The sequence below is a fragment of the Nitrosomonas cryotolerans ATCC 49181 genome (assembly GCF_900143275.1).
In the GTDB taxonomy this organism is placed as follows: domain Bacteria; phylum Pseudomonadota; class Gammaproteobacteria; order Burkholderiales; family Nitrosomonadaceae; genus Nitrosomonas; species Nitrosomonas cryotolerans.
This window is the reverse complement of the sequence record NZ_FSRO01000001.1, coordinates 1,634,502-1,650,843: the sequence shown is the minus strand read 5'-3', so window position 1 is coordinate 1,650,843 and position 16,342 is coordinate 1,634,502. Positions and strand designations below refer to the sequence as shown.

Sequence of the window (16,342 nt, the reverse complement as noted above, 5' to 3'; positions counted from 1 at the left end):
ATTTTGAATAATTGATGTGTTTTAGCCGATCTTAATTATAAAAACTGCGGAATAAGCGACTTATTATCCTATTTACCGTTTAAAAAGCACACATTTCCTGTATTACTAAATTTTGTACAAATAATTTGGGTAGTCTTTTTAAGTTATACGCCATAGCCTGCAGAATATGCCAAGCATGTGCTTTGGCCAAATCTCGGTAACGTAGGAATTTACTTCCAAACCAACGTGCCTGACTGCCAAAGGTACGTTCCACGACATACCGGACTTTGGTGATCAAGCGATTGCGTTGTAATTGTCGTTGAGTCAACGGTTTGTTCTTCACCGCCTTATCTTGAATGCCATTCGAGACTTTTGCAAAAGCCCTTGCCGGAAGCTTTCTACTATTGATTATAAAGAATTAATTTTTCAATTACTGGGGTTTTGCAAAGGTCTCGACTTATATTCTGATTGCTTTCCAATACCTGGGTTTCCAATATACGTTATCTAATTCGGATATTGTCACGCCTTTACGCAAAGAAACATGTAAAAATTTGTTTTCCTCAAGATAAATGCCGACATGCCTGGAAGTAAACCCTGTTTTAAAAAAAACCAGATCACCTGTTTCTAATTCAGATTTTCTAATTTCCTTTCCGATTTTGGATTGCAGGTGGGTCGTTCTAGGCAGATGCAATCCTAACTGTGATTTAAACGTCACGTATACAAAACCGGAACAGTCAATTCCATGCCGACTTAACCCACCCAGTTTGTAACGTACTCCGCGCCATTCATCAAACTGAATGTATAATTTTTCTTTAACGACGTTAGTGGTATCGGTTCTTTCATAAGCAGGGAACACCTCAAGCCGGACGGTTTCTTGTTCCGGCAAAGCGCCACAGCCTGCCAACAAACTACCGTATAGATAGACCACCACGTAAGCAATATTCCTATTCGTCATATTTGCACTATTTTTAAATAATAATCTGTCAAGCTTAAGTATTGTTTTTATTCACACGAGAAATCCTCGACAGGATTCTTCTCGCCATATTTCGTAGCGGAACAACTTCATCCGCAGCACCCAGCGCAATCGCTGCTTTAGGCATGCCAAATACTACGCAACTGGCCTCATCCTGAGCCAAATTATATGCGCCTGCTTGATGCATCTCCAGCATCCCTGCTGCACCGTCTTTACCCATTCCTGTAAGAATAACACCGATCGCATTTTTACCGGCAACGCGTGCTGCCGAACGAAACAATACATCCACCGATGGACGATGACGATTCACCGGTTCATCTTGGCTTAATACGGTTACGTAATGCGTGCCAGTGCGCCTCAATAACAAATGTGAATGGCCCGGTGCTAAGAATGCGTGGCCCGGCAGTATTCGTTCCCCGCCTTTTGCCTCCATTACGGATATTTGGCACAAATTATTCAAACGCCTTGCAAACATGCCCGTAAATGTCGCAGGCATATGCTGAGCAATGAGGATACCCGGGAAATTCGGTGATAAATTAATTAAAAATTCTCTGATGGCCTCAGTACCACCAACCGAAGCACCCATAACAACCAACTTCTCAGTGGAAATAGTTCGATTCGGTATCATCGACAATGCTCTATTAGCAGTATACCCGGTGCCCGATGATCCGCGAGACCACTTATGCCATGCTGTCATTGCAAAACGAACTTTATCCGTAACCTCGCTTGCACCCTGTTTCAAACCAGACACGATTTTGGATTTAGCAATAAAATCCACTGCCCCCAACTTAAGTGCTTGAAGGGCAATTCCCGAATTTTTCTCAGTGAACGCTGACACCATCACCACAGGCATGGGCCGCAATCGCATTAGTTTCTCGAGAAAATCCAATCCATTCATTCTGGGCATTTCTACATCCAGCGTCAGCACATCAGGATTCATGTCTCTGATCATTTCGCGTGCAACCAAAGGATCGGATGCTGTACCGATCACCTCCATATCATGCTCACCGTTAATAATTTCTGTAAGCAGCCTGCGAAATAGTAGGGAATCATCAATAATTAGCACTCTAATTCTTTGCACGGATACACTCCATTTGGATTGAATAAAGAATGCCTTCAAAGAAATAGTTTCATCGAACGGAAACTGCTGGTTTTATCCAGCAACCTATTGATTAACAGCACCGATGATTCGGCACAGCCTTAGCTCTGAAATCAGACTGCTTAAATGCCCTATTCCATCAACCGCATTACAGCCATGCTTATATAGCGACACACTCAGATGAACATTGACATCCTCCTCCGCCTAAAGACAGATCATTCCTGCTGCCTCTACCTCGGAATGGGGTAGATGACTTCGGTGGATTTCTGTTGCTGGCGACATAGCTGCATCGTTCACTTATCAGGCGAGCTGAGCATGTCCTGTCCTGTCCTGTCCTGTCCTTGGAATATTGGAGACTTTTGCAAAAATCTCTATTGATGGCTGCGTTGAGATCTGCATTTTCTGCGTACCCACATTCGACACACGCAAACTTGGATTGTGTTGTGCGATTCTAAACGGACACATGGTCGCAGGCCGGACACGTCCGGCTTGTGTTACGCGGATTGATGGCAAACACATCACCGCCACGCCACGCTTGCTTGTATTCCAACTGGCGGCGTCACCCCAACCCTGATCGAGAATCGAGTTGTTGAGGCCTATTTTGGCTTTGACACTTCGTCCTGGCGATTCAATCGAACCTGCTGCTGACTTACTCATATTCGTGACTTTCAGACCTTCGATAACAATCATCGCGTGGTTTTTGCTTATACGGTTAGAAGTCTTGTGGAGAAAATCATTCCCGCTACAGGCTACCCACTGATGCAATCGCGCTATTTTCTGTTCCTGTTTTTTCCAATTGTTGCTGAAATTGGTATTTCGCCAGCTTTGCCGCGTTTTCGCGGAAGGCGTTGACCGATTCAAACATCGTGCCATCCGAAAGCGTAGCAAATAACGTAACGCATGCGGCGTCCGCACTATTTCATCCTCCCTCTGAGCAGAGAGGATTTCCATTCAGCCTGTTAAAACCATTGAATCATCTGTATTCTCAATTGGCTATCCATATACACTATGGCAACCTATTGGTCAGCATATCTCAATCACAAGGTGCATTCCGCTGACCGCTAAGTTCGTAAACTGTTTTTTCGCGCAATCGAAATAGATTTCTGGCATGAAGAAAACTCTCTGAATGGCCTGCAAATAACAATCCATCTTCAGTCAATAATGGCGCAAATCGCTGCAAAATTTTGTATTGCGTCTCTTTATCAAAATAAATCATTACATTACGACAGAAAATAATATCAAAATTACCCCGTACGGGCCAATGATCATCGAGTAAATTTAGTTTCCGAAAAGTAACCATATTTTTTAATTCTTGCCGCACTTTGATCAAACCACTATTTTGATTTGTTCCTTTTAAAAAAAACGCTTTCAGGTAATCTCGAGGGAATTTATCCAATTGATTCATCAAATAAACGCCTTGCGCCGCTTTGTCCAATACATGAGCATTCAAATCAGTCGCCAGAATATGAACAGGCGGGGTCAGCGACTTGAAAAATTTAACCATCGTCATCGCTATTGAATAAGCCTCTTCACCAGTAGAGGATGCGCTGCACCAGATATGGATTTTATTCTTATTTTTACGTTGCTCTATGTGCTGTTTCAGCATCGGGAAATGGTGTTCTTCCCGGAAAAATGCAGTGGTATTTGTAGTCAAGGCATTAACAAACGCTTCCAACTCGATAGCATCACCCTGCGCCAGGAAATCCAAATATTCCTTAAAATTACGTAGCCCGTTAACACGCAGCCGTCGGGCAAGGCGGCTATAAACCATACCCTGTTTACTCAATGGCAGCGAAATACCGGCATGCTCACGAATCAACTTTCTGATTCGGTTAAAATCAGATGGCGTCAGACTAAATTCATATTTAATCTGATCTTCAGATAATCGCTTATTAGACATCCTGAATATTACTACCCACTTCTGAAAAGTGGTATGGATAGAATAAAAATAAACCCATTAATACTGAGCATTGAGGAGTCATGGCTGATTTATCATTCTCACTAAAAAGGAAAAATTCCGGATAGAATATATCTGATAGAAAAAGGGTTAATCATCTGTCTTTTTAATCCGAACAGGATCTATTAAAACTTTTCCCATCCATCATCACCGCTTTCTTTGCGTAACTGGGTTGGAATAGGCCCTGATTTCGTTATAGTCTTGCTCCCCACACTATGAAATGGCGGGCTTTCAGCACCGGCAATACGATTGCTTCTCTTGATGGGTACGGGTGCCATACCACCGACCAGTTTGAATACCATAACGGCCTGCAATAAATCCTGAGCTTGTTCTTGCATTGATTCTGCTGCAGTTGCTACCTCCTCTGCCAGTGCCGCATTCTGCTGGGTAATTTCATCCATCTGTGCCACTGCCTGATTCACATGTTCAATACCCGAACTCTGTTCTCGTGAAGCGATAGCTATCTCCGCCATGATGTCCGTCACCCGTTTAACCGCAGTGACAATTTCGTCCATAGTGATACCTGCTTCATCTACCAGTCGCGTACCCTTCTCAACCTTATCCACAGAATCATGGATCAATGCTTTAATTTCCTTTGCCGCAGTCGCAGAACGCTGCGCTAATGTGCGAACTTCAGCAGCAACGACCGCAAAACCGCGACCTTGGTCGCCCGCACGCGCGGCTTCCACCGCCGCATTCAATGCCAGAATATTCGTTTGAAATGCAATGCCATCAATCACGCTGATAATATCGACTATCCTCTTTGAACCCTGGTTAATTGAACCCATGGTTTGTATAATCCGATCGACTAAGATGCCTCCTTTTAGCGCAACCTCAGAAGCGCCCGCCGCCAGCTGATTTGCCTGTTGGGCATTATTCGCATTCTGTTTAACTGTAACCGTTAATTCTGCCATTGAAGCACTGGTTTCTTCCAGGCTTGATGCCTGTTCTTCAGTGCGCTGACTCAAATCAGTATTTCCCGAAACAATCTCGCATGCGGCCGTTGTAATCGAATCAGTATTAAGCCGTACTTTATCGACCAGGTCGATCAAATTATCATCCATCTTCTTTAATGCTTGCAACAATTTTCCCGCACCCTTTGTTGAGTTGACATCAATATGACTTGTCAGATCACCCGATGCAACTGAATTAGCGATAGCAATCGCTTTATTCAATGGCGTTACAATCGCGCGTATCAACAAAAACCCAATCAAGACTATCAACAGGACACCCAATGATGATGCAATAGTCGAAATCATAAAAATCTTTTCATAATCACTCTGTGCCTGAGCATGTTCCTGTGCAGCAATGTCACCTTGCAACTTTATTAACGCAGATAAAGTCGTATGCAAAATGCCGAATTTCTTCATTGCGTCTGTTGCCAGATTATTTATGGCTGCATTAAAATCGCCGTTAACCACAAAATTCATTGTACGGTTGCGGGACGTACGATACGCTGCCCATTGCCGGATAAAATTATTGGCCAGTATTTTTTCCTCAGGCGTCAAGACCGTTGTCATATATATTTGCCATCTGTTCTTAATCTCAACATCCAGCTTGGCAATAAGCTCAATCCTTTGTTTTGCACCCGCAACATTTCTTAAATTAGCCGCCAGCAGGACATTCAAGCGTGAACGCTGAACGCCATCGAGAAGGCCCGCCAAATCTATTAGCGGCATGGCACGATCCAAATAGACTGTACGCAGACGATCATTTGCCTGGTTAGTACCATACAAACCTAGCCCGCCAATACTTACCAACAATACGGATAATAGTCCCGTAACAAACATCAGTTGCGACTTTATCGTGATGTTATTAAACATCAAGCTCCCCTTACTCCCAATAACTCAATAAAATTATTTGACCGCCTGATCAATCAAATCCATTTCCGCACTTCCCATAAGTTCTTCAATGTCAATGAGAATCACCATTTGATTATCCGCTGTACCTAGTCCCATGATATATTCAGTATCAATAACCGAACCCAATACGGGCACTGGCTGAATTTGCGCCACGTCAAGATTAATTACATCTGGAACGCCATCCACCACTATACCCATTACCCGCCCTAATACATTCAGAATAATAACGATCGTAAGCGCATCATATTCAACACTTCCCAGTTTAAGCTTGATTCGCATGTCGATAATCGGCACAATAATTCCACGTAAATTAATGACGCCTTTTATAAAATCAGGCGTATTGGCAATCTGAGTAACCCCATCGTATGTTCGTATCTCCTTCACTTTTAAAATATCGATCCCATATACTTCCTTTCCTAAGTGAAATATAAGAAACTCACCAGAGGGCAGATCCACATGCTTACCATCTGATTCGACTGCACTCGTCGCCTGTTTCTGTGACATATTACGGGCTACCTCCTTAGACTGAGAAATTAATGCAGGGGATTTATGAAAACGATGAGATTGTCTTATTAATTCATGCTGTGACATCATCACAATTTCGATTATGTTCAGAATTAATGCCACTTTGCCATCACCCATGATGGTCGCACCTGAGATACCACGAACCCGACGATAATTGCTCTCTAGATTTTTAATCACGGCTTGATGCTGCCCTAGCAATGTATCGACTAATAAGGCTGCTTTATATCCCTCCGCCTCAAGAACAACAAGGATACCATTATCAATGTCAATGGCCTCTGATCGTATATCGAGAACTTCTTGCAAAACAATAACTGGCAAATAATCACCGCGAATTTGCACCACATATCCTTGCCCATTGACTGCTTTAATATCACCCGCTTTCGGTTGCAATGATTCCAAAATATACATGAGAGGCACAATAAGTACCTGATCACCGACTGCGACCGACAAACCATCCAGAATAACCAATGTGAGTGGCAGACGAATTGAAATCGTGGTGCCGATTCCAGGAATCGAATGGATTTCTATGTACCCACCCATTGCTTGAATAGTACATTTGACAATATCCATCCCCATGCCACGACCAGAAATATCCGTAATCGCTTCTACCGTTGAGAAACCAGATTCAAATATCAGCATCCAGACTTCCTGATCAGACATACCATCATCCGCTGATAACCCATGCTCTTTGGCTTTCTTAAGTATTCTTTCCCGATCCAAACCGCCGCCATCATCGCTCACCTCAATGATGATCCTGTTTCCTTGATAAAAAGCACGCAGCGTAATGGTACCTTTAGCCGGCTTATTTGCTGCCATACGTTTTTCGGGTAATTCAATTCCGTGATCCAGACTGTTGCGCACCAAATGAGTCAGGGGATCTATAATTTTCTCAATTAAGCTTTTATCCAGCCTCGTGTCTGCACCCATTGTTTCCAACTCAACCTGCTTATTGAGTTTCATAGCCAGATCATGCACGACACGTGAAAAACGGCTGAACACGAAACTAATGGGTAACATGCGAATCGACATTGCAGCCACTTGCAAATCCTGGGTATTACGTGCAAGTTGATCCACTTTGCTGAGCAGATTTTCATGAATGACAGGATCCAGTTGCGAAGTTGTCTGTACCAGCATGGTTTGAGTAATAACGAGCTCACCAATCAAATTGACTATTTCATCCACTTTCTCAACACGGACGCGCATCCATGATATTTCGCTGGAAGGGGCAATCAATTCAGAGCTTTTCTGTGTTTCACTTTCACCCGCTTGCACAGCGAGTTCCTTATCGGCTATTTCCTGTCGTGATGGCGATTGCAAGCACTCTTTGACTCTGGTTTCATCGTTATCATTCGCTATCGCAGGCGCAGGGGTTTCTATTGATGCATCAAGCGTCTTTATAAGCGGTTTGGCCGCACTATTCGTCGCCTCGATTTGGATTGCATCCGATGGTATCGTTTGGGAATGAATAATCGGATCAGATTGAGGTGGAGAAACTCTTTTATCGAACGTGGGCGTCACTTCAGAAAATTGCTTTAATGCCTTATACACCTCAGCCACAATCGTTGGGTCAACCTGACCATTGCCACGATATTCAGCAAGCTGACTCTTGATAACATCATTTGCCTTGAGAAAAATATCAATCACTTCATTGTGAAGCTCAAGTTCCCCCTTACGCAATTTATCAAGCAATGTTTCAAGCGAATGAGTCATGTCTATGATGTCAGTAAAACCGAAAGTACTGGCACCGCCCTTAATCGAATGCACCGTATGGAATACGGTATTCAAGTCCTCCAACTCGAGTGCATGCACATCGAGTTCAAGTAGACAAGTTTCCATCCTGACTAATAGCTCTGATGATTCTTCAAAAAACAACGCGTAAAATTGCTCCAGATCTATACTCATTTGCAGTCCATTTTAAATATACCGATTAACCTAACAACTGAGCAGACGAACAGGCCACATCGATCTGTAAAATTTATGGATGCTACCAGATCAAGAACAATCATTGCTTGTAACTGAAGTAATCTCCCTTAACTGTACAATCCGAGATTAGTCATACCCGAGGCGAGCACACAACTGCCGCCACAAATAGAATAGATGATGAAATGAATATGCCAGACTGTATAACAATCCTTTTAGGCTGGCATTGATTGTAAGTGCTTTCCTCAGCTGCTCAGCAAAGCTGGATGATTACTACAGACAAAGCTGAGCTAGGTGAATGTGGATTCTAAACAGCAATGGGTTATTTAATTTAATTGGCAACATCACCAATACGATTGGTCCAGCCGAGTGCTTCAAGCTCCATATGACTCAACTCACTGAGACTCAAAAAATCAAGCTTCTCAAGAATAACCTGGATTGCAGCAATATCTCCTTTTTCATTTGCTTCAATCAATCCTAACACCTGGCCTAAACGTCCATCCCGATAAAGCAGTGCCTGGCTCATATCTTCTGAGATTTCCAGCTTATTGACAATCTGCTGTATCTCAATGCCGAGCAAAACATCCAACAAAGACAGGATTCCAATCATAAAAGCGCGCTCTTGATGGTTTTTATCGTAGGGGCGATCTATTTTGGCAATCAGTTCCATTAATTTACCGCGCGTAGCGGCTGTCTGCAGCAAAGCATTTGACACCCCCCCATTAGATGAATCAGCAGCATAAAGCAGCAACTGTATCCATCTTTGCAATTGCTTGCGCCCCAATATCATAATTGCCTGCTTGATAGAATTAACCTTCTGAGGCAAGCCACAAGCGGCCGAATTGACCATACGTATTAAATTATAACTCAATCCAGGGTGGCGCTTGAATTCCTCCTCAATGGTATCAATATCACTGTCACCCATAACGAGTGTTAATAATTTTAGCAATAAAAATTTAGCAGGATCAGCCCGTCTGCCCGAGACAATTTCGGGCTTTGCAAAATAATAGCCTTGAAACATTTGAAAACCGAGCTCCATGCAGCGATTCGCTTGTTCACGATTTTCTATTTTTTCGGCTAGAAGCAGGACTGGCCATCGCTTCAGCACATTCACAATGCTAACGAGAGCAGCTTCCTCCAGAGCAAGTACATCAATCTTGACCACATTAACAATGGGTAAAAGTAATGCAATCTTATCATTGACCTCAACCACATCATCCAGCGCTAATTGATAGCCCATCTGCTTGAGCTCGATACAGCGCTGGATAATCTCCTCCGTGATATCAATCGTTTCCAGCATTTCAAGTACAACATGATTATTAGGCAAAAAATAGATTGCATCACTCATTAACAGCTCAGCATCAACGTTAATAAACCCGCGTTGTTGATCTAATACATTCTGAATCCCCAATTGGCCATATGCATTAATGATTACATTGGCTGTAGCCGATAATCCATTGGTAATATGAGCCGTCGTCGCTGCCTGATCCAATCGAAAAAGCAATTCATAAGCCACCAGATTTTGATCGCGATCCAGAATCGGCTGCTTACCGAAAAAAACACCTTCCATTTTATTCTCCATTAAAGCCAATATATAACGCGGCACATTCCATAAGCCGCGATTAGATTGACTTAAACGCCGCGCGTTATACCTCTAAATCACTAGAAACAGGGCCTGAATGTAAATAAAGCTCATCATCTTGATATTGGCTCTCAGCACCACAAACAAAAGAACCTGCATAGCAGGCTCATCTCAAACAATTTCAGCACTATTCCAGCGAAAAAATCGGGGCGTAAACTTACAGATAGAGATCTTTGCAAAACCCCAGTAGCTGAAAAATTAAATCCTTATAATCAATAGTATAAAACTTATGGTGAGAGCTTTTGCAAAAAGCCCAGATAATCCATTTCAATACAATCTGCTATAAAAACCAAATATACAGACCAAATCAAGAATGATTAAGAGAATAAGAAGAGGAATCAAGCACTATTTATGATACAACTCGAGAATTTACATGAGAAATAATAATCCGACCTATCCTGTATCCGCGACGATCTGATTTTTACCATTATTTTTCGCACGATACATTGCTGCGTCTGCACGCATCATCATATTCTGTTGCAGCTCCCCCGCTTGATATTCTGCGACACCAGCACTAAAGGTAATTAATAAACGTTTATTTTCATGAAGAAAGAATTTCTTGGTCAGATTACGCTGTATCCTTGATAAGACCGTTATCGCTTTCTCCAAATCCGTATTAGGTAACAGAATTACAAACTCTTCTCCACCAAAGCGCGCAATAACGTCATCTGGGCGGGTCGTATCCTTCACTGCCTCGACTAAATAAATTAGCGCATCATCTCCGACTTTATGGCCGTAAGTATCATTTAGCCGCTTAAAGTTATCAATATCAAGTAAAGCAAGACATAGTGGTATTTGGTGCCGTTTGGCACGGGATGATTCACGCTTAAAAGCAATATCCAAACCCCGTCGATTCAAAATACCTGTCAAATGGTCCTGATGTACTTTTTCGCCCATTTGTCGCAGTTCAGACTCTAGCTGGCTGATCTTATTCTGCGCCATATCAACTTCCGCGCGTACTGCCAGAAAATCATTACGAGAGCTTAATACATTCGCCTGTATCTGTTTGGTATCACGCATCATTTCTACAAGCAACTCATTCAGTTCTTCAATATTATCAATCTGCCCCGTTTTTTCTGAATAGTATTCAATCTTATCCTGATAGCCATTGGTTGTATTAGATAGCTCCTCAATACTATCAATTAGATAAGTTACCATCTGTTTCAAGGCTGTTTTAGCTTTAGATAGATGATCTTTTATGATGTCTTGTTTACGCATCATTGCTTCCAACTGATGCTCAGCCTGCTCAACAATTTGCAGGCTCAATGGCGTGGCCATCGTTGTTCGTAGCTTGGCAAGCTGATTTTTTACCCATTGATCATCCACCAACAATTCACTGGTACTGTCCATGAGCAAATTGATCAATCTCAATAAACCACGCTGCAGCTTGATAGCATTCTCACCACATGATTCAAAGTGGATACAGAATTGCTGAAAACGCATGATAAATTCGTTTGTTTCCTGCTGATCGTTAACTTTCCATACCTGTAAAGCCAAAAACCGGGCCTCATCCGTTAATACGGTATCACCGAGCTGCATCGTTGCAATGTGCTCTAGTATCTGAACCATAAATTTCTGCAAATGCGCGGATAGACGAGAATTCTCAACTGGATCACTTTGTGATAGCAACAGTGAGCCATTATCAGTATCCTCAACCTTCATTTGTTCATGAACAGAAGTTCGGGCACCATCCGGCCCCGGTATGACAGAATCTGGCGGCTTCGAAATGACCCCTGATACAACTGTCATTTCAATCAGATTTATTAATGTAGCTTTATATTGATACCAATCCTTATCATTGACAGCCTGTCTCAATCTATTGGCGCAGTGCAGCGATTCTGGCGTATTGTGAGGTAATTCTGCTGCGATTTCGGAAAGCATCTCTGCTGTATTCAAGCACATGCGATTAGCGGAATGACCCGCAATCTCATGGTATAACCTGTGGTAATTATCCGGCGTGGGTGAAATCTTGAGTAAGGCCAATTGCCGCAACGTCTCACGGGCAATTGCACATGAATTTGAATCATCACTCATATAAAACGCCCAAGAGTTTGAATAATGGCCGGGGTGAGAGTATTAATAAGCGACAATAACGACAAACATCACCTAAAACTTTAGCCGCTGCTTAGAAAAGCATTAGATTGTTAATATTAGCAATCAAGCGGATCGACAGTAAACGCTAATCCACCAGTTTATTTTTGATCGCATAACGAATTAACTCAAAATTATTGGTTAAATTGAGTTTTTCCAGAATTCGAGCACGATAAACACTCACCGTTTTTGGACTCAAGAACATTTCTTCTGAGATATCTGATAGTGTTTTTCCACTGGCAATAAGACACAATGTCTGGAATTCACGATCCGATAGCATCATATGTAATGGCTGATCAAAATCTGAATTGATCGTATTGGCGAGTTCTTGCGCAGCAACAGCCAAGCTCACGTATTTGTTGCCAGCAGCTACCTGGCGTATCGCAGTAACCAACTGGGCGGGTGCACTCTTCTTATTCAAATACCCAGCCGCACCTGCCTTCAATGAACGAATTGCAACATTCATACTCGGTACGACCACTGAGCATCAAAATAGCCAGATGCGGCTTCATTCTCTTTATCTGCTTAAGCAAATCGATTCCATTTCTATCCGGCAATGAAATATCAAGTAACACGACATGAAAACAGCTTTGCTCTATAATCTTAAGCGCCTCGAGCCCCGTTTCAGCTTCTCCTGTAACCTCAATATCATCTATTTCGCTTAATATCTGTTTCAGGCCCTGTCGAACAATAGCGTGATCATCAGCGATCATCACCAATATCATAAATGTTCCCTGCCGTTACCCAACACTACGATATCTTTCTGGCCAGCATATCCAGTGTTGTATATTTAGATTCCAAAGTCTCTTCTGAAATATCATTTAAATCATCCGATTGCATAAATTCATTCCGCTTATTATTAGATAATAAAGGGATGCGAATCGTTATTCTGGTTCCTTTTCCAGGTTTACCCGCGATATAAAAACTACCTTTTAATTGCTGACAGCGTTCTCGCATTCCTCTGATTCCAAATGAATCCTGTCCTTCCATATCCAGATTCGTAATACCACTTCCATTATCAGCCACTTCTAAAAGAACGAATTTATTTAAGCCGGCAAGCTTGACCTCGACACGAGAGGCCTTTGCATGTTTTGAAATATTGGTTAATGTCTCCTGGAAAATACGAAAGATGGCAACCGATAGATCGGGATCTAAATCTATTTCATCATCACTACAAAAGATCTGACAAGGAATACTCGTATGATTAATGAATTCTTTTGCTTGCCACCGAATAGCGGCAACAATACCACAATCCAGTATATCCGGCCTTAGATCCAGCGCAATTCTACGTGTACTGTCAATGACACGATTTACCAGCAAATCGATAGCAATTGCTTTTTTTCTGTAAAAATCCGGTTGCCGTGATGCGCCATTCATACAAGGTAGTAATTCACACCTGATGGCAGTTAGCGTACCACCGATATCATCGTGAATTTCATGAGCAATACGGGCGCGTTCGTGTTCTTTGACTTTCAACAGATAGGACGAGAGTTCAGCCAGTTGCTCTCGAGAACGGGCAATTTCAATTTCAGCCAGTTTATTTCGAGTGATGTTAATTATGATGCCATCCCACACGGTAGTACCATCATCCAATCTTTTTGGGGTGGCACGCAAACTAATCCATTTGATCCCACCGCTATTTCGGGCCTGGATACGCCCTTCCCAATTCCAGACGGTAAGGTGCTTAGCTGAAGAGATCATCAGCTGGTCATATATTTTCCTGTCATCAGACAGAACCAATTCAGAAAGTAAGGTGGGTGTCTTGATAAGCGCTTCTGGAGATAAACCCAGCAGTGTATCGGATGCCTCATTCATTTGTAGAAAATGAATCGTATGATCTTGCGCCATTAAAAGCCGAAAAACCACACCGGGCAGATTCGCCGTAACCGCCCGAAAGCAACTTTCGCTTTCTTTTAACGCAAGCTGCATATAGCTCAATTTCTGGCAATTTTCTGCTTCCAACACGCTACGACGTATAACAGAAACCAGTCGAGCCAGATTGCTTTTCATCAAGAAATCATAAGCCCCTTTTGCCATCAGCGTTGCAGCCGCCTGGGCTTCGCTGACATGACTAGACACAACAATCAGTGGTATTTTTAGTTTACGAATAACCAATTCAGACAAAATTGTCTCTGCATCAATCTTTGGCAAACTACAATCAGATAAAACAACATCCCAATTTTTATTCAGCAATGCATCACGAAAAGTACTGATTGTTGTCGTGCGAAAGCAATCAAAGGACAAGCCTCCTTCCTTAAGAACCTGTTGTACATATTCCGCATCCTCCACGGAATTCTCAACTAACAGTACATTCAGAACTTTTACCGCCACTTTTCCACCCTCTCTTGCAGGTTGAAGCTAGATTGAATTCCTGAACAATCATTTATACTACAAGATTATTCCGCCAGAAAGAAGTATTTAATGGCCATCGTACTAAACCAGTGTTGTAATTTTTCCACAATTGATACCTTGACCATCTCATATCAATCAATTTAAACATTAAACTTTCCAAAGGCCTATCCGATAACACTATTCAACGGTGGCTCACAGCCCTTTTGGATGACCGGGCAAACCAGCGTAAATGGTAAAAACACCACTAACTAACCACTAGTAAATTGATCGTAAGTTATTTATTTAAAGGTTGAGGAGAATCAAATGGCACAAGTTATCAATTCCAACATTACTTCGTTAACGGCGCAACGTAATCTGAATACCTCTCGAGATGCCTTGAATACATCTTTGGAACGTTTATCCTCTGGCCTGCGAATTAACAGCGCCAAGGATGATGCAGCAGGACTCGCCATCTCTGAAAGGATGAGCTCACAGATTCGGGGTTTAAATCAGGCTTCACGTAATGCAAATGACGGTATCTCGCTCGCACAGACAGCTGAAGGCGCGCTCAACGAAGTCACCAATAATCTGCAACGCATTCGTGAACTCGCTGTCCAGTCATCCAACTCCACCAATAACAGCGCCGACCGGGCCGCATTGGATCAGGAGGTACAGCAGCGCCTGGCCGAGATCGATCGAATTTCATCTCAGACTGATTTCAATGGAAAAAAATTACTCGATGGCAATTTTGGCACAGCGGCCTTCCAGATAGGCGCTAATGTGGGTGAAACAATCAATCTAACCGTCTCTACCGGAACACGGACCAATCAGATTGGACAAATCGCCGAGGGTACCTCATCAGTTGAAGTAACCACCGCTGCACTCTCTGGTACCGGCACCATCAAAATTGGCACCAATGATGCCGTCGATATCGGCGCTTCAGTCGCAGGAACAGCCGTCGGTCAGACAGCAGGCAGTGCTTACGCTAAAGCGCAAGCCATTAATGCCGCCAATGTACCCGGTCTTAATGTATCCGCCACCAATAATATTGAATTTGGCATTGCCGCAGCCACAGGCGGCGGGACATACAGCCTTAATATTAATGGCGAGGATATCTTTGCCAGTTACGACCTAGCTGCAAATGGTGACCTGTCTACCCAACAAATCAGCGACGCCATTAACGGACAAAGTGCCAATACCGGCGTAACCGCGACCCTGTCGGGGGGCAACCTGCGATTATCAGCTGCGGATGGACGCGACATTACCATTGGACAAGATAGTGCTACCGGCGGCATCAGCGCGGGTGGCGGCGGCTCCTCAACAATTAACGGTGTCGAGTTTCGTGATGGCACAATCGATTCGGTAGCGAATGCAGCGCTTGCTACCGATCCAGCCGTCAATGGCGGCACGCTCACTTTCCTATCCAACGAAAACATCGCCGTTACCGTTGATGGGGCCGAAATGGGGTTTGCCAACGCCGCTTTTACGCTCACCCGTGATACCAGCACACTCAGTTCGATCGATGTCAAAGATGCCGTAGCGGCGAATGATGCCCTCAAGCGCATCGATTCGGCACTGCAATCAGCCAGCTCCTTGCGCAGCACTTTTGGTGCCGTTCAGAACCGGTTTGAATCGACCATATCCAACCTGCAAACGACCACAGAAAATTTATCCTCAGCCCGTAGTCGTATTCAGGATGCCGATTTTGCCGCAGAAACCGCTAACATGACGCGGGGCCAGATTCTCCAGCAGGCGGGGGTCGCAATACTGTCACAAGCCAATTCATTACCCAATAACGTACTGTCACTATTGCGTTAAATAATCAGGCTGGCAACAAACAGGCATACGCGGGACGGCTAACAGAATGGGCCCGCGTCCATTCTACCTTTAAGGAATCGTGACATGCTAACGAGTCAAATAAATAAAGCTGCCTCAATCGCTGCCGATAGCATCCGTATTACAA

11 protein-coding genes and 1 pseudogene are annotated in these 16,342 nt (G+C 43.3%); 1 reads left to right on the top strand and 11 read right to left on the bottom strand.

Annotated elements, in window-relative coordinates; genetic code table 11:
* Nucleotides 1-79: 79 nt before the first annotated feature.
* The 11 genes and pseudogenes from BUQ89_RS07390 to BUQ89_RS07340 all read right to left on the bottom strand — a co-directional run bounded on the left by BUQ89_RS07390 (nucleotide 80) and on the right by BUQ89_RS07340 (nucleotide 14,379).
* Nucleotides 80-337 (bottom strand): transposase, encoded by a 258-nt coding sequence (locus tag BUQ89_RS07390; RefSeq protein WP_256205457.1) that lies wholly within the window; start codon nucleotides 335-337, stop codon nucleotides 80-82.
* A gap of 99 nt (nucleotides 338-436) precedes the next feature.
* Nucleotides 437-934 carry an NlpC/P60 family protein gene (locus BUQ89_RS07385; RefSeq protein ID WP_036573255.1) on the bottom strand — a complete coding sequence of 166 codons (498 nt, stop codon included), beginning with the start codon at nucleotides 932-934 and terminating at the stop codon, nucleotides 437-439.
* Nucleotides 935-968: 34 nt separating this feature from the next.
* Nucleotides 969-2,033, bottom strand: a complete 1,065-nt coding sequence (locus BUQ89_RS07380; RefSeq protein ID WP_028461783.1) for a protein-glutamate methylesterase/protein-glutamine glutaminase — start codon at nucleotides 2,031-2,033, stop codon at nucleotides 969-971.
* A gap of 318 nt (nucleotides 2,034-2,351) precedes the next feature.
* Nucleotides 2,352-3,002, bottom strand: coding sequence for a transposase (locus BUQ89_RS14590; RefSeq protein ID WP_074202551.1), 651 nt, complete (start codon nucleotides 3,000-3,002; stop codon nucleotides 2,352-2,354).
* Nucleotides 3,003-3,084: 82 nt separating this feature from the next.
* Nucleotides 3,085-3,951 (bottom strand): CheR family methyltransferase, encoded by an 867-nt coding sequence (locus BUQ89_RS07370; RefSeq protein ID WP_036573258.1) that lies wholly within the window; start codon nucleotides 3,949-3,951, stop codon nucleotides 3,085-3,087.
* A gap of 182 nt (nucleotides 3,952-4,133) precedes the next feature.
* Nucleotides 4,134-5,831 (bottom strand): methyl-accepting chemotaxis protein, encoded by a 1,698-nt coding sequence (locus tag BUQ89_RS07365; protein ID WP_028461785.1) that lies wholly within the window; start codon nucleotides 5,829-5,831, stop codon nucleotides 4,134-4,136.
* 33 nt (nucleotides 5,832-5,864) lie between these two features.
* Nucleotides 5,865-8,297: a chemotaxis protein CheW gene (locus BUQ89_RS07360; RefSeq protein ID WP_074202550.1), complete on the bottom strand. Its 2,433-nt coding sequence runs from the start codon at nucleotides 8,295-8,297 to the stop codon at nucleotides 5,865-5,867.
* 349 nt (nucleotides 8,298-8,646) lie between these two features.
* Entirely contained in the window at nucleotides 8,647-9,885 is a 1,239-nt protein-coding gene (locus BUQ89_RS07355; protein WP_028461786.1) for an EAL and HDOD domain-containing protein, read from the bottom strand.
* Between the two features lie 465 nt (nucleotides 9,886-10,350).
* Complete coding sequence (locus BUQ89_RS07350; RefSeq protein ID WP_036573261.1) at nucleotides 10,351-11,991, bottom strand: GGDEF domain-containing protein; 1,641 nt, start codon at nucleotides 11,989-11,991, stop codon at nucleotides 10,351-10,353.
* Between the two features lie 145 nt (nucleotides 11,992-12,136).
* Nucleotides 12,137-12,773, bottom strand: a pseudogene (locus BUQ89_RS07345) (response regulator).
* Nucleotides 12,774-12,798: 25 nt separating this feature from the next.
* The gene (locus BUQ89_RS07340) at nucleotides 12,799-14,379 is read right to left on the bottom strand and encodes a hybrid sensor histidine kinase/response regulator (RefSeq protein ID WP_074202549.1); all 1,581 of its coding nucleotides are present in this window, start codon (nucleotides 14,377-14,379) and stop codon (nucleotides 12,799-12,801) included.
* 324 nt (nucleotides 14,380-14,703) lie between these two features.
* On the opposite strand from BUQ89_RS07340, the gene BUQ89_RS07335 reads away from it, so the two are divergent.
* Complete coding sequence (locus BUQ89_RS07335) at nucleotides 14,704-16,197, top strand: flagellin N-terminal helical domain-containing protein (protein WP_028461788.1); 1,494 nt, start codon at nucleotides 14,704-14,706, stop codon at nucleotides 16,195-16,197.
* Nucleotides 16,198-16,342: the final 145 nt, after the last annotated feature.